Origin of the sequence: Nocardia sienata NBRC 100364 (assembly GCF_001613205.1) — a bacterium.
Lineage (GTDB): Bacteria > Actinomycetota > Actinomycetes > Mycobacteriales > Mycobacteriaceae > Nocardia > Nocardia sienata.
The window spans coordinates 20,618-39,019 of record NZ_BDBX01000014.1 but is presented as its reverse complement, the minus strand read 5'-3'; the positions used below and the strand labels follow the sequence as shown (position 1 = coordinate 39,019).

Here is an 18,402-nt window from a genome sequence, read left to right as displayed (position 1 = left end):
CCCGAACGTGGCTCGATCGAGACCGGAACTAAGCTCGTTACGTGACCGCGCACATCCGGCCGGACCTCGACTCCATTCCGGCATACGTTCCCGGCCGCAGCCATCCCGGCGCGGTCAAGCTGGCGAGCAACGAGACCACTATCGGTCCGCTGCCCGCCGCGAGCAAAGCCATCGCCGAGGCGGTGGAACTGGCCAACCGCTACCCCGACAACCAGTCCGGCGAACTGCGAGCGGCGCTGGCGCAGTTCCTCGGCGTCGAGCCGGCGAATATCGCGGTCGGTTGCGGGAGCGTGGCGCTGTGCCAGGAACTGATCCAGATCACCTGCGCGGGTCCGGCCGACGAGGTGCTCTACGCGTGGCGTTCGTTCGAGGCGTATCCGATCATCACCCAGGTCGGCAACGCGACCGCGGTGACCGTGCCGCTGCGCGATCATGTGCACGATCTGGACGCACTGGCCGCCGCCGTCACCGAGCGGACCCGGCTGGTGTTCGTGTGCAATCCGAACAATCCGACCGGCACCGCCGTCGGCCGGGCGGAACTGGAGCGATTCCTCGACCGGGTGCCCGGCCATGTCCTGATCGCGCTGGACGAGGCGTACTACGAGTACCTCCGGATGACGCCCGGTGATCATCCCGACGGGGTGGAGCTGGCCCGGAACCGGCCGAATGTGGTTGTGCTGCGAACCTTCTCGAAGGCCTACGGGCTGGCTGGGCTGCGTGTCGGGTACGCGGTGGGCGCGCCGGAGGTCATCGCGGCGTTGCTGAAGGTGCACATCCCGTTCAGCGTGAGCCGGGTCGCGCAGGCCGCGGCCATCGCCTCGCTGGAGGCCCGTCCCGAACTGCTGGACCGCACCGAGGCGGTGATCGCCGAACGCGACCGGATGCGTACCGCGCTGCTGGCGGCGGGCTACCGGGTGCCGGTGAGCGAATCGAACTTCCTGTGGATCACGCTGGACGCCGCTACCACCGAATTCGCGGAGGCGAGCGCGGCGGCGGGTGTGCTGATCCGCCCCTTCGCCGGTGAGGGTGTCCGGGTGACCGCGGGCGATCCGCACGAGAACGATCTGTTCCTGCGTTTCGCGACCGACCCGCAGAACGCGGCCCGTTTCGCGGGCAGCGCGTAAAGGCCGGTTCAGTCGAGTCCGAGCCCGCCGGCGATGGTGGGCCAGGAGGTGACCAGTTCGTCCGCCCAGTACGGCCACGAGTGGGTACCGGTCGGGCGGAAGTTGGCCGTGTAGGTGATGCCCAGGCTGTCGAGGCGCTGGGCCAGGCGGCGGGTGCAGAAGTCGGTGGCCGCCTCCAGCGGGCCGCCCATCACCACGCTGGTGGGGGTTTCCGGGTTGGCCAGGGTGTCGTGGATACCGGGCCGGCCGCTGCCCACCGACAGGTAGAGTGCTTTGCCGCGCAGCGCGGCGGCGTGCAGGGTCACGTCGTGGGCGAGCCAGGCCGGGTCGTCGGGGGCGCCGAACATGTTGTCCGGATCGCCCTTGTAGGTGGAGACGACGACGCGGGCCTGGGCCTGGCCCAGGTCGGTGCCGGTCGAGAAACAGCCGCTGTGCGCGCCGACCGCCGAGTACAGGCCGGGTTTGCGGATGGCGAGCATCATCGCGGCCTCGGCGCCCATGGAGGTGCCGATCACGGCGTTGCGGCCGTTTCCGGAAAACCGGGCGTCCAGCAGCGGGGGCAGTTCCTCGGTGAGGAAGGTCTCCCATTTGTTGACGCCGAGTACCGGGTCGGGGCGCTGCCAATCGGTGTAGAAACTGGCGGGCCCTCCGACGGTGAACACCACATTGACCGGTTTGTCGGCGAAGAACTGGGCGGCGTGGCCGCGGTCGAGCCAGTTGTTGCTGTCGGGTTGGGTGCTGCGGCCGTCGAGCATGTAGACGGTGGGGCGGGGTTTGCTCCGGTCGGCGGGTAGCAGGACCAGTACCTGCACCGTGCGATGCATGGCCGGTGAATCCACGAACACCCGCATCAGCCGGTCGTCCACCGGTTCGGTACCGATGATCGCGGCCTTCGGCGCCGGGACGGGTTCGGCTTTCTCCACCGGACCGGGGTCTTCGGCGGAACCGGTATCGGGCCGCGCGGGTGTGGCGTGCAGGAGTCCGGGGACGGCCGCCGCGGCGCCGGGTAGGACCGCACCGGACAGGGCGAAAGCGCCCGACACCACGGTGGCCAGACCGACACGCAACCTCATGGCGCCCATCCTGCCAGACCTCCGGGCCCGGGCCGCGAACCTGAAACCACCGGTGATAATCCTTCTGACCAGGCATTCTATGGCGTTGTCGCTGAGTAGCTCTCGATCGGTCGTGATCGACCCGCAGGGCGGGCACCTGTGCGACGGTGGTGTATCTCACGGTTGCGGACCGCTCCTGGAGAAGGGCTCGGCCACGAATCCCCCGCTCGGGCGCAGCGACCCGGGAAGCCGGGAGAATTCGCGGAGTAATCTCCCTTCGGGAGCCGGACCGGATGGAGAGAGGACTTCGTGACGGGCGCGCGGATGGTGGGGCTTTTCGCCGGGATCGGAGGACTCGAACTCGGGCTGTCGGCGCACGGATGGCGAACGACTCTGCTGTGTGAAATCGACTCGGGCGCACGGGCGGTGCTGGCGAGCCGCTTCCCCGAAGCCGAACTGCACACCGATATCACCCGGCTGCGTGCGCTACCGCCGGATACCGAACTGGTCGCCGCGGGTTTCCCATGCCAGGACCTGTCGCAGGCAGGCCGCACCGCGGGAATCACCGGCACCCGATCGAGTCTGGTCGACCATGTGTTCCGGCTCGTGCGGCGTAAACGCGGGCCGCGCTGGCTGCTCATCGAGAACGTGCCGTTCATGCTGCAACTCGGCCGCGGAGCGGCCATGCGTCATATCACCGCGGCCCTCGACGAGCTCGGCTACACCTGGGCCTACCGGGTGGTGGACGCGCGCGCGTTCGGCCTGCCGCAGCGGCGCAACCGGGTGATCTTGCTGGCCTCGCGCACCGAGGATCCGCGCACGGTGCTGTTCGCCGACGACGCCGGGCCGCGGCTGCTGGGTTCCCCGGAACACGATCCGTGCGGCTTCTACTGGACCGAAGGTGTGCGCGGCCTGGGGTGGGTGGTCAACGCCGTCCCGACCTTGAAGGGCGGGTCGGGTCTCGGCATCGCCAGCCCGCCGGCAGTGCGACTGCCGTCCGGGGAGATCGTGACGCCGGGAATCACCGACGGGGAGCGGTTGCAGGGCTTCGTGCCCGGCTGGACCGAACCGGCGCTGGATGCGCCGGGATTCCGGCCGGGGCAACGCTGGAAACTGGTGGGCAACGCGGTGAGTGTGCGGATGGCGGCGTGGGTCGGTTCCCGGTTGAGTACTCCGGCCGAGCCGATACCGGGACATATTCCGCTGCCGCCGGGCAGCCCGTGGCCGGGTGCGGCGTGGGGGCGGGCCGGGTCGGCCTTCGAGGTGCCGATCTCGCCGTGGCCCGTGCACGATCCCTATGAGGACCTGCGCTTCTTCTTGTCCGACACCCAGCTGCTGTCGGCGCGCGCCACCGCCGGTTTCCTGCGCCGCACCGGTATGGGGTCGCTGCGTTTCCCGGTCGGGTTCCTCGACGATGTGCAGGCGCATCTGGACCGGATGGGTGGTTGGGCGGCATGACCGGTGACCCTTCCGGCGCCGGCTCGTGGCGCCCGCCGACCGACGCGGCGACCAGCGCGCGGATGTCGCGGCAGCGGCGCGCCCACACTGCGCCCGAACTGGCTCTGCGCCGTGAACTGCACCGGCGGGGCCTGCGCTATTTCGTGGACCGCGCGCCGATCCGGGGCCAGCGCCGCCGCGCGGATCTGGTGTTCCCGCGCCGGCGGATCGCGGTCTATGTGGACGGCTGTTTCTGGCACCGCTGCCCCGACCACGCCACCGACCCCAAGAACAACGCCGGATGGTGGGCGGAGAAGCTGGCCGGCAATGTCGCGCGCGACCGGGCTACCGACGCAGCCCTGCGCGCGGCGGGCTGGCAGGTCGTCCGGATCTGGGAACACGAGGATCCGGTGCGCGCCGCCGACCGGGTGCAGGCCGCCCTGGGGACCGACCCGCCGGGACCGGAAACCACTGGGAAGTAGTCGTATTGCGGAAGTAGTGTCGGAAGCCGTGCCCAGCGATTTCATCGAACTGCTCACCGCGCGGACGCAGGCGGTCACCGACGCGACCCGTGCGCTGCTCGCCACCGTCGACACCCTGGACGACGCGGCGGTCGCCGCCCCCTCCGCGCTACCGGGCTGGACCCGGGGCCATGTTCTGACCCATCTGTCCCGCAATGCCGACAGCCTGGTCAACCTGTTGCTCTGGGCGCACACGGGGGTGGAGACGCCGCAGTACGCCAGCGCGGCCCTGCGGGACTCCGATATCGAGGCGGGTGCGCCGCGTCCGCTCGCCGAACAGCGCGCCGATCTGGTGGATTCGGCCGACCGGCTGTCCGGGATGGCCGGGGTGCTCTCCGCCGAGCAGTGGCGGGCGGAGGTCCGGACCAGGCAGGGCACTGCGATCGAGGCGACCCGGATTCCGTGGATGCGGTTGCAGGAGGTGCTGATCCACCACGTGGATCTGAACGCCGGCTACACCCACGCCCACTGGCCGGCCGATTTCGTGGCCGAACTGCTCGCCGAGGCCGCCGTCGACCTGGGTGGGCGTGCGGGGGTGCGGCCCTTCGCCGTCGACGCGACCGATACGGGTTTCACGGCGATCGTGGGGGCGGGGGAACCCGAGCAGGTCGTGGCGGGGCCGGCGTCGGCGCTGCTGGCCTGGCTGCTGGGCCGTGGCGCCGACAGCGCGCTGCCGCGGCCGCTGCCGGAACTGCCTGCCTGGCGCTGAGCGCTGCCCGGCGTTGCCTGCCTGGCGCTGAACGGCAGTCGCTCGTCTGCCGTTGCCTTCCGGCGCTGCCGGCTCGCCGTCGATCCCCAGGCGCGGCCACGCCTGGCGCTGCGCACCTGCAGCCATCTGCTCGACGTTGCCCGCCCGGCTCTGCCTACTCGGCGCTGCCGCCTGGCGTTGCCCGCCCGGCCCGCGCATCCGGCGCGGCGCGGGGCCGCTCGCCTGAATCCCGGCGGCGACCCGGCAACGAAACGGCCGGCGTCCGTTGCGGACGCCGGCCGTTTCGTCGGTACAGCGGTGGATCAGACCCCGGCGGGTTCGGATTCGACCGCGGGGGTCTTGGCGCGCTGCTGGAGCTCGCGCAGTTTCGTCCCCTCGACATCGATATCCGGCAGGATCCGGTCCAGCCAGGCCGGCATCCACCAGGCCCATTTGCCCAGCAACGCCAGCAGCGACGGGATCAGCACCATACGCACCAGGAAGGCGTCGAAGAACACACCCGCCGCCAGGGCGAAGCCCATGGACTTGGAGGTGATGTCCGGCGAGAGCATGAAGCCGCCGAACACCGAGATCATGATGATCGCGGCCGCGGTGACCACGCGCGCGCCGTGGTGGTAGCCGCTGACCATCGCCTCCTTCGGATCCTTGCCGTGCACGTACTCCTCGCGCATCCGGGTCACCAGGAAGACCTGGTAGTCCATCGCCAGACCGAACACCAGGCCGATCAGCACGATGGGCAGGAAGCTGATGATCGGATGGGTGTCGGAGACGATGCCGAAGGCGCCCTCCTGGAAGATCAGCACGGTGACGCCGAAGGTCGCGGCCATGGACAGCAGGAAGCCGAGCGCGGCGGTGAGCGGTACCAGAATGGACCGGAACACCAGCAGCAGCAGCACGAACGCGGCCGCCGCGACAATGGCCAGGTACGGGATGATGCTGGTCAGCAGCACACTGTTGACGTCGGCGTAGATGGCGGTCTGGCCGGTGATGCCGTACTCCATGCCGTACCGATCCTGCAGCGCGGCCTCCGCGTCACGGGCGTGCGCCACCAGGTCCTGGGTCTCGGCACTGTTCGGACCGGAATCGGGCACCACCTGGAACAGCGCGGCCTGCCCGTCCCGGCTGGGCTGCGCGACACTCAGGTAGTCCACGCCGTCGTAGCTCGCCAGCTCGTCCCGCAGTGCCGTGAGCGCGGCGTCGCGCTGATCCTGCGGGGTCTGCGAGAGATCGACCGCTATCACCAGTGCGCCGTTCTTGCCCTCGCCGAAGCCCTCGGTCTGCAATTCGTAGGCTTTACGCATCGAGGAGTCCTCGGGCATGCTGTCGCCACCGGGCAGGCCCAGGTTCAGCTGGGTGGCCGGGGCGGCGAGCGCGCCCAGTACTACCGCGCTCACCACCAGCGTCAGCACCGGCACCCGGGCGATCACGCGGGCGAAGCGCATCCCGTTGGTGACCGAATCGTCGTCCTCGGGATCGTGCTGGGCGACCAGCGGCAGTTTCGGTTTGAACAGGAACCGGCCGAGCGCGCCGAGCAGCGCGGGCATCAGAGTGATGGCGGCGAATACCGCGAACCCCGCGGCGATGGCCCCGCCGATACCCATCATGGTGAGGAAGCCGATCCCGACCACCGAAAGCCCGAGCAGGGCGATCACCACGGTGAGTCCGGCGAACACCACGGCCGAACCGGCGGTGCCGACCGCGACACCCGCGGCTTCCTCGGGTGAATCCTGGACCACCAGCTCGTGCTTGTACCGGGAGACGATGAACAGCGCGTAATCGATCGACAGCGCCAGGCCGATCATGGAGGCCAGGATCGGGGTGAACGTCGGGACCTCGGTCAGCGAGGTGCCGGTCAGGATGAGCGCGCCCGCGCAGGCGACACCGACGATGCCGGTGACAATGGGGACGAACGCCGCCACGATGGCACCGAAGGCGATGATCATGACGATCAGCGCGACCCCGATACCTATCATCTCGGCCTGGCCGGACTCGACCTGGGTCTGCGCGATGGCGCCGGTGAGCTCCACCTGCAGGCCGGCATTGCGGGCCTCCTGGGCGATGGCCTCGGCGGCCTGCCGGTTCTCCTCGGTGATATCGGAGAAGGTCGGCATCGTGAATTTCACGTCGAGTACGGCGACGGTTTCCGGGTTGCTCTCGTTGAGCACGTTCAGCGGAGCGCCACCGCACAGACCCTTGAACTCCGGTGAGCCCTGCCCGTCGAGGCAGTTCGGCTCCGGCAGCGGCGGGGCCTCACCGGGCGCGAGTCCGGCCGCGGCCTGTGCCTGGGCCTTGGCGGCTTCCTGGCTGGCGGGCATCATCGAGGTGGCGAGGACCGGGTTGACGGCCTGTTCGGTGTGATCGACGATGTCGAGTTCGTTCAGCCGCTGGACCAGCGCGTCGAGTGCGGCCATATTCGGCTCGTCGGTGAGTTTGCCGTTCTGGGCCGCGATCACATAGGTGCCGTTGATGGCGTCGATGCTGAACATCGCGGCCATCTGCGGCATATGTTCTTCGAGGATGGCGGTGGCCTTCTCCGACGGTAGTCCCGGCATCTCGAAGCTGTCCTGGAACGGCTTGGACAGCGCGGCCGCCGCCCCACCGAGCAGTACCAGGATCAGCGCCCAGACGGGCAGCACTATCCATTTCCGGCGGAAAGCGAACTTTCCCCATCTGTACAGGAATACGGACACGAGGGATTTCTCCTAGCGAGGCCGGGACGTTTCGGTCATATGCGCGTGACGAGCTGACGGCCGACGTCGCTATCGCGGACCGGGGCCGATCGGGCCGGACGCTTTCGCGTGCCCGGAGCCGGTGTATCCGCCTACACGGTGGACGCCAGATGTATCTACCGTACGGTAGGTAGGCTACCGGGAGGTTAAGTGGAGGAACAAGCTCGACTTCCGGTGCCGGCCGGACGTGTCACCGGGAGAACGAGAAAGGGCCGAGCATGGCGAATCGCAGAACTGGCGACCACGTTACCGCAGGTCGCGACACCAAGCGGGCCATCCTGGATGCCGCGGTGCGCCTGTTCGTGGCCAAGGGTTTCGAAGAGACGAGCCTGCGCGAGATCGCGGATGCGGTCGGAATCACAAAACCGTCGCTCTACTATCACTTCGCCTCGAAACTCGAACTGCTCGTGGCGATCGTCGACCCGCTCCTCGACGATCTGCGCGCGCTCGCCGACGAAGTAGAACAGATGACCCCCGACGTCGAAGGCCGCCGGACCATCCTGCAAACCTATATCCGGGCCATGATCCGGCACCGCGACGCCGGGGAGATGATGCTGCGCAACGCGGTCCCCATCATCAACGCGCTCGCCGACCAGTACCCGGTGATCGTCGACGCCAACAAGGCGCTGCGGAACTGGCTCGCCGGGCCCGAACCCACCGCGGTTCGGTTGCTGCGGGCCAGTGCGGCCATGGAAATCCTGGCCGTCGCGCTGATTTCGAACGAGATCGCCCAGGATGCGGGAGATGATGTGGTGGAGGCGACGCTGCTGGACGCGGCGCTCGCGGTTCTGCAACCCGGCGCCGACTAGGTTTGTCGCGTCATCGTGCCCCGGCACAGCGAAAGGTCAGGTCAGTCGTGCACATCACCGCCAAGGTGGATCATGCCGTGCGGACCCTGCTCGAGATCACGGCATCCGACCAGGCTGCCGCGGTGAAGGCGGAGTCCATCGCGGCAGCACAGCGCATACCACCCAAAGTGCTCGAAAGTGTCCTGGCCGAATTGCGCCGGGCCGGGCTGGTCACCAGCCGGCGCGGCCCCGACGGCGGTTACCGGCTGGCCCGGCCGGCCGGCGAGATCTCCATCGCCGATGTCATCCGCGCCCTCGAGGGCCCGCTCGCCTCGGTGCGCGGCCTGCGGCCCGAAGAAGTGCAGTACGGGGGCGTGGCCGAACCGCTGCAGCAGGTGTGGATCGCCCTGCGGGTGAACCTGCGCGCGGTCCTGGAGAATGTGAGCCTGGCCGATATCGCCGCGAACGCCCTGCCGGAATTCATCGGAACGCTCACCGCCGACCCGGGCGCCTGGGTGCGCCGCGAACCGCACCGCACCGATCCGCCGAAAATCACAGGCCGCCCCACCGGGGCAGACGGTAGCGTGCGGTCATCATGTTGATCCGACTGCTCCGTGGTTCCCTGGCCCCGTACCGGAAACAGCTGACCGGGATCGTGGTACTGCAGCTGATCTCGGTCATCGCGATGCTGTACCTGCCGAGTCTGAACGCCGACCTCATCGACGAGGGGGTCACCAAGGGCGATATCGGCTACATCTGGACGGCCGGACTGCGGATGTTGCTGGTCTCCGGTGTGCAGATCATCGCGTCCGCGTCCTCGGTGTTCCTGGCCGCGCGGGCGGCGATGAGCGCGGGCCGCGATCTGCGCGGCGCCCTGCTGCACCGGGTGGGCGCCTTCTCGGCGCGTGAGGTCGGGATGTACGGCGCGCCCTCGCTGATCACCCGCAACACCAATGATGTCCAGCAGGTCCAGTTGCTCATCGTCATGGCCTCGACCGTGGCGGTGATGGCGCCCATCATGTGCGTCGGCGGCATCGTCATGGCGCTGCGCGAAGATTTCGGGTTGTCCTGGCTGCTACTGATCGCGGTGCCGGCCCTGGCGCTGAGCATGGGTTTGATCATCGCCCGCATGGTGCCGGCGTTCCGCCAGATGCAGGCCCGCCTCGACGAGGTGAACCGGGTGCTGCGCGAGCAGATCACCGGCATCCGCGTGGTTCGCGCCTTCGTCCGGGAGCCGCTCGAGACCTGGCGGTTCGGGGTGGCCAATACCGACCTCACCGATATCTCGCTGCGGGTGGGCCGGCTGATGGCCCTCATGTTCCCGACGGTCATGCTGATCAGCAATGTCACCTCGGTGGCGGTGATCTGGTTCGGCGGCAGGGCCATCGACGCGGGCGAGATGCAGATCGGCTCGCTGACCGCCCTGCTCTCCTACATCATGCAGATCCTGATGGCCGTCATGATGGCATCGTTCCTGGCCATGATGGCCCCGCGTGCCGCGGTTTCGGCAGACCGGATCTCCGAGGTCCTCGAAACCGAATCGTCGGTGCGCTCGCCGGATCTACCGAAGCCGTTCCGGGGCGACCCCGCCGAGGTACGGGTGCGCGATGCCGCGTTCAGCTTCCCCGGCGCCGAGAAGCCGGTGCTGTGCGGGATCGACTTCGAGGTGCGCCCCGGGGAGACCACGGCGATCGTCGGCTCCACCGGATCCGGTAAGACCACTTTGCTGAATCTGATTCCCCGCCTCATCGACGTCACCGAGGGCACAGTGGAGATCGGCGGCACCGATGTGCGCGATCTCGACCTGGCCGAACTGCGGTCGCGGATCGGCCTGGTCCCGCAGAAGGCGTACCTTTTCTCGGGCACGGTGGCGAGCAACCTGCGCTACGGCGATCCCGACGCCACCGACGAGGAACTGTGGCGCTGCCTGGAGATCGCCCAGGCGGCCGACTTCGTGCGCGCCATGCCCCAAGGCCTGCAGACCCCGGTCGCCCAGGGCGGGACCACCGTTTCGGGCGGGCAGCGCCAGCGCCTGGCCATCGCCCGGGCGCTGGTGCGCCGACCCCGGGTGTATCTGTTCGACGATTCGTTCTCCGCGCTCGACGTGGCCACCGACGCGCGGCTGCGCGCGGCCCTGCGCCCGGCGACCGAGGACGCCGCGGTGATCATCGTGGCCCAGCGGATCGCCACCATTCGCGACGCCGACCGGATCGTCGTACTCGAGGACGGTGAGATGGCGGGAGTCGGTACCCACGAGGAACTGCTGCGTGATTGCGCGGAGTACCGCGAGATCGTCGAATCCCAGCTGAGCGTGGAGGAGGCGCGATGAGACCGGGAACGCCGGGTGCCCCCGACGCGAAACCGAAATCCTTCAAACCGTCGCTGAAAAGGCTGGTGGGACGGCTCGCGCCGGAGCGGGTGCGGGTGGGTGTGATCATCGGGCTGGGCATCGTGTCGGTGGTGCTGAATATCGCCGGGCCGTACTTGCTCGGCAAGGCCACCAACCTGATCTTCGACGGTGTCGTCGGCCGGGAGCTACCCGCGGGGGTGAGCAAAGAGGAGGCGCTCGCCGGACTGCGGGCCCAGGGGCAGGACACCATGGCCGACATGCTGTCGGGGATGGATGTCGTCCCCGGGGTCGGCATCGACTTCGACGCGGTCGGCCGGGTGCTGACCCTCGTGCTCGCGCTCTACCTGGGCGCCGCGGTGTTCGGCTGGTTGCAGGCCTTCCTGCTCAACGATGTGATCAACCGGGTTATCAAACGGCTGCGCTCCGATGTCGAGGACAAGATCCACCGGCTGCCGTTGAGCTACTTCGACTCCGCGCCCCGTGGCGATGTGCTCAGCCGGGTCACCAACGACGTGGACAATGTGTCGCAGAGCCTGCAGCAGACCATGAGCCAGCTACTCATCTCGGTGCTCTCGGTGATCGGCATTCTCGGGATGATGTTCTGGATCTCGTGGCTACTGGCACTGGTCGCCCTGCTCACGGTGCCCGCGGTGGTCGTGGTGACCGCCCAGATTGCCAAACGGTCCAAACCGCATTTCGTGGACCAGTGGAAGTACACCGGCTTGGTGAACGCCCAGGTGGAAGAGGCCTACACCGGGCACGAGGTGGTCACCGCGTTCGGCCGCAGCAAGCAGGTCGGCGCCGAGTTCGACGAGCGCAACGACCATCTCTACAAGTCCAGTTTCCGAGCACAGTTCATCTCCGGCCTGATCATGCCGTCGTCGATGTTCCTCGGGAACGTCAACTACGTGCTGATCGCGCTGATCGGCGGGCTGCGGGTCGCCTCCGGGCAGTTGTCGCTGGGCGAGGTGCAGGCGTTCATCCAGTACTCGCGCCAGTTCAGCCAGCCGCTCACCCAGATCGGCGCCATGGCCAACCTGCTGCAATCGGGAGTGGCCTCGGCGGAACGGATCTTCGAGATCCTCGACGCCCCCGAACAGAGCCCGGACCCGGTAGAGAAGGTCACCCGGCCGCCCGAACGGGGCCGGGTGGAATTCCGGGACGTCTCCTTCCGCTACGAACCGCAGACGCCGATAATCGACGACCTCTCGCTGGTCGCCGAACCGGGCCATGTGGTCGCGATCGTCGGACCCACCGGCGCGGGAAAGACCACGCTGGTCAATCTGCTGCTGCGGTTCTACGAACTCGATTCCGGTGCGATCACCATCGACGGGGTCGATATCACCGCGTTGAGCCGGGAGCAGTTGCGTTCGCGGATCGGGATGGTGCTGCAGGACACCTGGCTGTTCAAGGGCACCATCCGGGAGAACATCGCCTACGGCGATCCCACCGCGAGCGATGACGATATCCTCGCCGCCGCCCGCGCGGCCTACGTGGACCGTTTCGTGCACGCCCTGCCGGACGGATACGACACGGTGATCGACGAGGAGGGCACCGGGGTCAGCGCGGGTGAGAAACAGCTCATCACCATCGCCCGGGCCTTCCTGTCCAAACCGGCCATCCTGGTGCTCGATGAGGCCACGAGTTCGGTCGATACGCGGACCGAACTGCTGGTGCAGCAGGCCACCGCGGAACTACGGCGCGACCGGACCAGCTTCGTCATCGCCCACCGCCTGTCCACCATCCGCGACGCGGACCTGATCGTGGTGATGGAGGCGGGCCGGATCGTGGAGACCGGGTCGCACGACGATCTGCTGGCGCGCGAGGGAGCGTACTACCGGCTCTACAGCGCCCAGTTCGCGGCGGCCGCGGTCGAAGCCTGACCCCGGTACGAGCCCGAAGGAGCAGCGCAGCGTAAGCCAGTAGGGCCCGCGCTCGTGCCCGGTCGACCCCGGCATGAGCGAGTCGGACCCGGAGTGGGCAGCCCGGCCTGACCACGCCGGCGCCTCGCTCGTGCTCGGTCGACCCGGGTATCAGCCGGGTCGGGCCCGACGGAGGCAGCGTGACCACGCAGGGCCCTCGCTCACGCCCGACGGATGCAGCCTGAGAGGATGTCGGCCGTGTCGGATGGCGTCGGATTCTCGTTCAGTGTCGGTACCCGCCTCGAGGGGCGGCACGGCCGCACCGGAGTGCTGCGGACCCCGCACGGAACCGTCGCGACCCCCGCCTTCGTCCCGGTGGGCACCAAGGCGACCGTGAAGGCGGTCCTGCCGGAGGCGATGAAGGAGCTCGGAGCGCAGGCGCTGCTGGCCAACGCCTACCACCTGTACCTGCAGCCCGGCCCCGATATCGTCGACGAGGCCGGCGGCCTGGCGGCCTTCATGAACTGGCCGGGTCCCACCTTCACCGACAGCGGTGGCTTCCAGGTCATGTCGCTGGGGGTGGGCTTCAAGAAGGTCCTGGCAATGGAAACCGTCGATGTGCGCAGCGACGACGTCATCGCCAAGGGCAAGGAACGCCTGGCGACCGTGGACGACGACGGGGTGACCTTCCGGTCGCATCTGAACGGGTCGAAGCATCGCTTCACCCCCGAGGTCTCGATGGGGATCCAGCATCAGCTGGGGGCGGACATCATGTTCGCCTTCGATGAGCTCACCACATTGATGAACACCCGCGGGTACCAGGAGAAATCGGTGCGGCGCACGCACGACTGGGCGCAGCGGTGCATCGACGAGCACGAGCGGCTCACCGCCGAGCGCGCACACCGGCCCTATCAGGCGCTGTTCGCGGTCGTACAGGGCGCGCAGTACGAGGATTTGCGGCGCAAGGCTTCCCGGGAACTGGCCGAGATCCGTGGCGCCGCGGGAACCGATTTCGACGGATACGGAATCGGCGGGGCGCTGGAGAAGCACAATCTGGGCACCATCGTCGGCTGGTGCTGCGACGAACTACCCGAGGACAAGCCCCGCCATATGCTGGGGATCAGCGAACCGGAGGATATGTTCGCCGCGATCGAGGCCGGCGCGGACACCTTCGACTGTGTGAATCCGTCTCGCGTGGGTCGCAACGGCGGGATCTATGTGGAGGCCGGCCGGTTCAATATCGATACCCTCCGCTTCAAACGGGATTTCACCCCCATCGACGAGACCTGCGACTGCTACACCTGCGCGAATTACACCCGCGCCTATATCCACCACCTGTTCAAGGCCAAGGAGATGCTGGCCTCCACCCTGTGCACGATCCACAACGAGCGCTTCACCATCCGTCTCGTGGACCGCATCCGGGCCAGTATCGACGGGGGCTACTTCGACGAGTACCGCGCCGAAGCCCTCGGTCGCTGGCAGGGCCGCATCACCGCGCCGTAAATATTGGCGGCGCCTCCGGCGCCTCCGGCGCGCCGCGGGTCGGGGCCCTGTGACCCCGATTCTTCCCTCCTCCGCTCAGTCGCTGTGCTCCTTCGCTCCGTCAGTCAAGAATCGGGGCGGGCCCCGACCATAGGGGTGGACCATTCGGAGTAGACGGAAGGTGGATGTTGTCGTGCGCCTGATCCGGCCTGGGGAGGTTCACGACTCTGTCAGTGCTCAATGGTCGGCGTTTTCTGGACTGTCGACTGCACACGCTCCGTCAGTCCGAAGTCGGGGCGGGCTCCGACCATCCGGAGTAGACGAAAGTTGGCTGCGGCGTGCCGGTGGCGGTTGCCGAGCGCGGATCGGAGTGTGTTGTGCCCGGCACGGGTGGCCGGGCACAACAGGTCCGGGTCAGGAGCGCAGCGGGGCGGCGTCGCTCGGGGCGTAGGTCGGTTCGTGCTTCTTCAGTAGCCCGATCACCTGGTAGGTGATCGGCAGTACCAGCACCTCGCAGAGCGTTTTCCACAGGAACCCGACGATCACATAGTTGACGAACTGACCCCAGCTGTCGATACCGATGGCCGTGGCGGCGATCGAACAGAAGATCAGCGTATCGGCGAGTTCGCCGACCACCGTCGAGCCGATCAGCCGCGCCCACAGATATTTCTCCCGGGTCCGTTCCTTGATCAGTACCAGTGTCGCGGAGTTGAGCAGCTGACCGACCAGATAACCGGCCAGACCGGCCGCGACCAGTTGCGGTGTGGTGCCGATGACGCTGCGGAAGGCCTCCTGGTTCTCGTAGAACACGGCAGCGGGCAGCCGGATCGCCACGGCGAAGCAGATAACAGTCAGCAGCAGCGCGGCGAAACCATAGAAGACAGCGTGCCGGGTGGCACGGAATCCGTAGACCTCGCTGAGCACGTCACCGACGATGTAGGCGAGGGGGAACAGAAAGAACGCGGCGTCGGTGGTGATCGGCAGGATCTCCAGAGGTCCGAGGGTGAGCGAACTGCCGGAGAAGAACTGCACCCCCTTGGTCGCGCAGATATTGGAGACGATGAGCGTTGCGGTGAACAGTACGACGATCGGTGTGTAGTACCCCCGCGCCACCTGTGCGTGGGCCGCATGTGCGGGCGCGGGGTGTCCAGACTTGCCGGGTAAGGGGGTTTTGTTCGAATCTTCCACCCGACTATCCAATCAAACTCTCGAATAGGCTGTAGTCATGACGAACCCCGGTGAATCCGACGAGTGGTGGAAGCAGTACGGGGGGTCGGGCGTCTCGTCGGACCCGGCTGCCGGGCAGCAACCCTACGAACCTTCCAGTTATCCGTCGGCACCGCAGTACCCCTCCACCCCGGCCGCGTCCCCTGCGCCGCCGCCCGGACAACCGTCGTACGCGACCCCGCCGCCTGCGGCTCCCTACCCCGGGACGCCGCCCTACTCGCCCTATGGCGCGGCGGGGGCCGGGTATCCGGCGGGCTACCAGCCCTACGGTTATCCGGCCAACCGCGGTACCAACGGCCTGGCGATCGCCTCACTGGTCACCTCGCTGGCCGGTTTCGCGACCTGCGGCGCCACCTCGATCGTCGGGATCATCCTCGGTGTGATCTCGCTCAACCAGATCCGCGACAGCGGCCAAGAGGGCCGTGGGATGGCGCTCGCCGGTATCTGGATCGGGGTCGGCCTGATCGCCCTGGGGCTCATCTGGTTCGTGGTGATGATCGTCGCGAGCGCCGCCGGCGCGTGACCCCCGGGTACTCAGGCCGCGATGACCTGGGTGCCGCCCGCGAGTTTGTCGTTCCAGCCCTGCCGGTTCGGGTCCTTGTCGAGGGTGGCGGCCGTGTAGAGCATGAGCGCCGCCCCGGCCACCCAGCCGACACAGGGCACGATCAGCACCGCCAGGAAGATATTGCGTTTCAGTGAGAGCAGTGGCGGGACGGCGGGGGCCCCGTCCGGTGCCACGACCCTGAGTCCCAGGATCTTCTTGCCGAGGGTAGCTCCGGACTTCCATTCCATGAGCACGTAGTACACGAGGGTGACCGCGAAGATGATCGCGTAACTGACCGCCGGCCCGGTGAGACCGGTCAGGTTCGGCATGAGGACGAAGTTCAGCAGCAGGGCCAGCGGGAGCGCGATGATGAGGTTGTCGATCAGGCGGGCCGCGAACCGCGGCCACAGGTTGCCGGGAACGCCGAACGAGGGCTGATAGTGCCCGTACTGCTGTCCGCCGTACTGTGCCTCCGGGAACACCGTCTGCTGGTAGCGGGGGGCCGGCGGAGCGGGCGGAGCGGGCGGAGCGGGCGGAGCCTGCCGGCCGTAGGGCTGGGGCTGTCCGGCCGGCGGGTTGTAGTGCGGCGGCTGGGGAGCGTAGGGGTCCGGCTGCGGCGCATACGGGTCCGGCTGCGGAGCGTACTGTCCTGGCTGCGTGTACTGCGGGGGCTGCCCGTACGGCTGCCCGGCCTGGGGGTGGTTGCTGGGGTCGTACCCGCCACTGGTCATCTCGCCTGCCTGAACTCGAAATCCGAAGATCTGGTCGCAGGCCAGGTTACGGACAGCGGCCCGCGACCACCAAGCTGTCGGGGTCGAGCGCCCAGGGTTCGCGGGGCAGCCGGCGCGGGTCGAATCCGGGGAGCAGTTCGGCCGCGCTGTGGCCCGCCAGGCCGAGCGAGCCGGCCAGCCTCCTCACCACATCGCCGACGGTTTCCCCGCGTGCGAGCCGGTCGGCCAGTGTGACCGCACCGTCGCGTTTGGCCAGCCGCCTGCCCTCGGTGTTGAGCACCAGCGGAACATGCGCGTACTCGGGCACCGGCAAGCCGAGCAGTGTGGCGAGATAGGCCTGTCGCGGTGTGGACGGGAGCAGATCGTCACCGCGTACCACCTGATCCACGCCCTGTTCGGCATCGTCGATCACGACCGTCAGGTTGTAGGCGGGTATTCCATCGCCGCGGCACAGCACCAGATCGTCCACGGGGCCCCGGTACCGGCCGTGCAGCCGATCGATGATCTCGAATTCCGTACGGGCCGAACGCAGCCGCAACGCGGCGGGGCGGCCGGCCGCGCGACGCTGCGCGCGCTCGGTGGGGGAGAGGTCACGGCAGGTGCCGGGGTAGGCGCCCAACGGTCCGTGTGGCGCGGTGGCGGCCTGCTGGATTTCCCTTCGCGTGCAGAAGCATTCGTAGGTCAGACCGGCGGAGATGAGTTGGCCCACGGCTGCGGCGTAGTGGTCGAGACGGTCGGATTGGTGGGCTACCGGCCCGTCCCAGTCGAGGCCGATGGCCCGCAGGTCGGCGAGCTGGCGCTCCTCGGCACCGGGCCGCACCCGATCCAGATCGTCGATACGCAGCACGAACCGGCGGCCGGTGGCGCGGGCGAAGAGCCAGGCCAGCAGGGCGGTGCGCAGGTTTCCCAGATGCAGATCCCCCGACGGACTGGGCGCGTACCGCCCTGCGGGTGCGGCGGAGGTGGTGGACGGCATCGGGGTCATGGTATGTCGCGACGTAGCCGGGGCATCAGGTCGGGCCGGTCGATATCCGGCGGTGCGGAGCGTTCGTATCCTGCGGTGTCGTCGTTTTCCGGTGTGGTTGCCAGCTCGGCCAGCAGGGCTTCGGCGTGGGCGAGGAGGCCCGGTCCGTCGAGGTGGTAAGGGAGTTCTCCCGCCGGGTACCCGGCGGCGGCCGGATCGAAGGCCCGGAGCCGCCCGAGGGCACGTTCGAGCAGCGTACGGGCACCTTTCGGGTTGCCGCGCTGAACATGGGTGAGGCCGACCGCGTACTGCGCGAGGCCCTGCCAGAGCATCCGTTCGGCGTCCGGGCCGTTCTTCCAGACCGACTCCAGTACTTCGTGCGCGTTGAAAGCCAGTCCCTGATCCAGCAGTTGCTGGGCGTAGTCGAGGGCTTCGGCGGGCGCGAGGTCCAGGTCGTCGGGTATCCGCGGTACACCGGGACTACCCGGTGGCAGCGGGCGCCCCAGTCGGTCCCGGGGCCTGGCGTTGGTGGCTCGCCCCTGTTCGTCTCGGTCGCGTTCGGGCATGCCGCCATCATCCCGCCGCGGCACGGTCGCCCATGCGGTAGGGGTGTTGACAAATGATAATCGGGCGATCACATAACAATCACTTTCGGCTATTAGCGGGATCGCCACGGCCTTTTTTCGAGCAAAGTCATCCTTATAACTCTGCAATTACGCAGCAATACGGCATCTTAGCAGTGTTGCCAAACGTATTGGCCCAGTTGGCAAGAGAGCGGCAAACCTGGTGTGAACCTGCTAGTGTTCGCTGTGCGGGCCACCCTCACATGGGGTTTTGGTCACCGCGTCAGATGTGTTCGCGGAAGTGCGGGTCCGATACTGG

Annotated in this window: 16 protein-coding genes; 10 read left to right on the top strand and 6 right to left on the bottom strand. The window is 68.1% G+C overall.

Annotated elements, in window-relative coordinates:
- The first annotated feature begins 41 nt into the window (after window positions 1-41).
- The gene (gene hisC, locus NS4_RS10320; RefSeq protein WP_063059306.1) at window positions 42-1,124 is read left to right on the top strand and encodes a histidinol-phosphate transaminase; all 1,083 of its coding nucleotides are present in this window, start codon (window positions 42-44) and stop codon (window positions 1,122-1,124) included.
- Window positions 1,125-1,132: 8 nt separating this feature from the next.
- Here the strand turns inward: hisC and NS4_RS10315 are convergent, their stop codons facing one another.
- On the bottom strand, window positions 1,133-2,197 hold the full coding sequence (locus tag NS4_RS10315; RefSeq protein ID WP_063059305.1) for an alpha/beta hydrolase: 1,065 nt from the start codon (window positions 2,195-2,197) through the stop codon (window positions 1,133-1,135).
- A 303-nt stretch (window positions 2,198-2,500) separates the two neighbouring features.
- Here NS4_RS10315 and NS4_RS10310 point away from each other — a divergent pair, with 303 nt between their 5' ends.
- From NS4_RS10310 to NS4_RS10300, 3 genes are read left to right on the top strand one after another with little or no spacing between them, the layout of a single operon-like run.
- Window positions 2,501-3,634 carry a DNA cytosine methyltransferase gene (locus NS4_RS10310; protein ID WP_174552083.1) on the top strand — a complete coding sequence of 378 codons (1,134 nt, stop codon included), beginning with the start codon at window positions 2,501-2,503 and terminating at the stop codon, window positions 3,632-3,634.
- The gene (locus NS4_RS10305; protein WP_063059303.1) at window positions 3,631-4,095 is read left to right on the top strand and encodes a very short patch repair endonuclease; all 465 of its coding nucleotides are present in this window, start codon (window positions 3,631-3,633) and stop codon (window positions 4,093-4,095) included. Before NS4_RS10310 ends, NS4_RS10305 begins: the two co-directional genes overlap by 4 nt.
- A gap of 28 nt (window positions 4,096-4,123) precedes the next feature.
- Window positions 4,124-4,843: a maleylpyruvate isomerase family mycothiol-dependent enzyme gene (locus tag NS4_RS10300; RefSeq protein ID WP_084487088.1), complete on the top strand. Its 720-nt coding sequence runs from the start codon at window positions 4,124-4,126 to the stop codon at window positions 4,841-4,843.
- 302 nt (window positions 4,844-5,145) lie between these two features.
- On the opposite strand, the gene NS4_RS10295 is transcribed toward NS4_RS10300, so the two are convergent.
- Entirely contained in the window at window positions 5,146-7,533 is a 2,388-nt protein-coding gene (locus tag NS4_RS10295; RefSeq protein WP_063059302.1) for an MMPL family transporter, read from the bottom strand.
- A gap of 257 nt (window positions 7,534-7,790) precedes the next feature.
- On the opposite strand from NS4_RS10295, the gene NS4_RS10290 reads away from it, so the two are divergent.
- The 5 genes from NS4_RS10290 to tgt all read left to right on the top strand — a co-directional run bounded on the left by NS4_RS10290 (window position 7,791) and on the right by tgt (window position 14,075).
- A complete protein-coding gene (locus tag NS4_RS10290; RefSeq protein WP_063059301.1) occupies window positions 7,791-8,381 on the top strand; it encodes a TetR/AcrR family transcriptional regulator in 591 nt (196 codons plus the stop codon).
- A gap of 47 nt (window positions 8,382-8,428) precedes the next feature.
- Complete coding sequence (locus NS4_RS10285; protein WP_063059300.1) at window positions 8,429-8,962, top strand: RrF2 family transcriptional regulator; 534 nt, start codon at window positions 8,429-8,431, stop codon at window positions 8,960-8,962.
- Window positions 8,956-10,689: an ABC transporter ATP-binding protein gene (locus tag NS4_RS10280; protein ID WP_063059299.1), complete on the top strand. Its 1,734-nt coding sequence runs from the start codon at window positions 8,956-8,958 to the stop codon at window positions 10,687-10,689. Before NS4_RS10285 ends, NS4_RS10280 begins: the two co-directional genes overlap by 7 nt.
- Complete coding sequence (locus NS4_RS10275; RefSeq protein ID WP_063059298.1) at window positions 10,686-12,593, top strand: ABC transporter ATP-binding protein; 1,908 nt, start codon at window positions 10,686-10,688, stop codon at window positions 12,591-12,593. Before NS4_RS10280 ends, NS4_RS10275 begins: the two co-directional genes overlap by 4 nt.
- 228 nt (window positions 12,594-12,821) lie before the next feature.
- Window positions 12,822-14,075 carry a tRNA guanosine(34) transglycosylase Tgt gene (gene tgt / locus NS4_RS10270; protein WP_063059297.1) on the top strand — a complete coding sequence of 418 codons (1,254 nt, stop codon included), beginning with the start codon at window positions 12,822-12,824 and terminating at the stop codon, window positions 14,073-14,075.
- Window positions 14,076-14,468: 393 nt separating this feature from the next.
- Here the strand turns inward: tgt and NS4_RS10265 are convergent, their stop codons facing one another.
- Window positions 14,469-15,242: a queuosine precursor transporter gene (locus NS4_RS10265; RefSeq protein ID WP_084487084.1), complete on the bottom strand. Its 774-nt coding sequence runs from the start codon at window positions 15,240-15,242 to the stop codon at window positions 14,469-14,471.
- Window positions 15,243-15,279: 37 nt separating this feature from the next.
- Between NS4_RS10265 and NS4_RS10260 the strand changes: the two genes are divergently transcribed.
- Window positions 15,280-15,804 (top strand): DUF4190 domain-containing protein, encoded by a 525-nt coding sequence (locus tag NS4_RS10260; RefSeq protein ID WP_063059295.1) that lies wholly within the window; start codon window positions 15,280-15,282, stop codon window positions 15,802-15,804.
- An 11-nt stretch (window positions 15,805-15,815) separates the two neighbouring features.
- Here the strand turns inward: NS4_RS10260 and NS4_RS10255 are convergent, their stop codons facing one another.
- The 3 genes from NS4_RS10255 to NS4_RS10245 are packed head-to-tail and all read right to left on the bottom strand — an operon-like array spanning window position 15,816 to window position 18,086.
- Window positions 15,816-16,556 (bottom strand): RDD family protein, encoded by a 741-nt coding sequence (locus tag NS4_RS10255; RefSeq protein WP_084487083.1) that lies wholly within the window; start codon window positions 16,554-16,556, stop codon window positions 15,816-15,818.
- A 46-nt stretch (window positions 16,557-16,602) separates the two neighbouring features.
- Window positions 16,603-17,541 (bottom strand): tRNA glutamyl-Q(34) synthetase GluQRS, encoded by a 939-nt coding sequence (gene gluQRS / locus NS4_RS10250; protein WP_157105986.1) that lies wholly within the window; start codon window positions 17,539-17,541, stop codon window positions 16,603-16,605.
- Window positions 17,538-18,086, bottom strand: a complete 549-nt coding sequence (locus NS4_RS10245) for a DUF309 domain-containing protein (RefSeq protein ID WP_084487082.1) — start codon at window positions 18,084-18,086, stop codon at window positions 17,538-17,540. The genes gluQRS and NS4_RS10245 overlap by 4 nt, the downstream gene beginning before the upstream one ends.
- Window positions 18,087-18,402 lie beyond the last annotated feature (316 nt).

Bases quoted from the DNA above. Each gene is read 5' to 3' on its own strand.
- NS4_RS10255 (WP_084487083.1), bottom strand. From the start codon at position 16,556: ATGACCAGTGGCGGGTACGACCCCAGCAACCACCCCCAGGCCGGGCAG.
- tgt (WP_063059297.1), top strand. From the start codon at position 12,822: ATGTCGGCCGTGTCGGATGGCGTCGGATTCTCGTTCAGTGTCGGTACC.
- NS4_RS10305 (WP_063059303.1), top strand. From the start codon at position 3,631: ATGACCGGTGACCCTTCCGGCGCCGGCTCGTGGCGCCCGCCGACCGAC.
- NS4_RS10315 (WP_063059305.1), bottom strand. From the start codon at position 2,197: ATGAGGTTGCGTGTCGGTCTGGCCACCGTGGTGTCGGGCGCTTTCGCC.
- NS4_RS10310 (WP_174552083.1), top strand. From the start codon at position 2,501: ATGGTGGGGCTTTTCGCCGGGATCGGAGGACTCGAACTCGGGCTGTCG.
- gluQRS (WP_157105986.1), bottom strand. From the start codon at position 17,541: ATGACCCCGATGCCGTCCACCACCTCCGCCGCACCCGCAGGGCGGTAC.
- NS4_RS10280 (WP_063059299.1), top strand. From the start codon at position 8,956: ATGTTGATCCGACTGCTCCGTGGTTCCCTGGCCCCGTACCGGAAACAG.
- NS4_RS10260 (WP_063059295.1), top strand. From the start codon at position 15,280: ATGACGAACCCCGGTGAATCCGACGAGTGGTGGAAGCAGTACGGGGGG.
- NS4_RS10275 (WP_063059298.1), top strand. From the start codon at position 10,686: ATGAGACCGGGAACGCCGGGTGCCCCCGACGCGAAACCGAAATCCTTC.
- NS4_RS10245 (WP_084487082.1), bottom strand. From the start codon at position 18,086: ATGCCCGAACGCGACCGAGACGAACAGGGGCGAGCCACCAACGCCAGG.
- NS4_RS10290 (WP_063059301.1), top strand. From the start codon at position 7,791: ATGGCGAATCGCAGAACTGGCGACCACGTTACCGCAGGTCGCGACACC.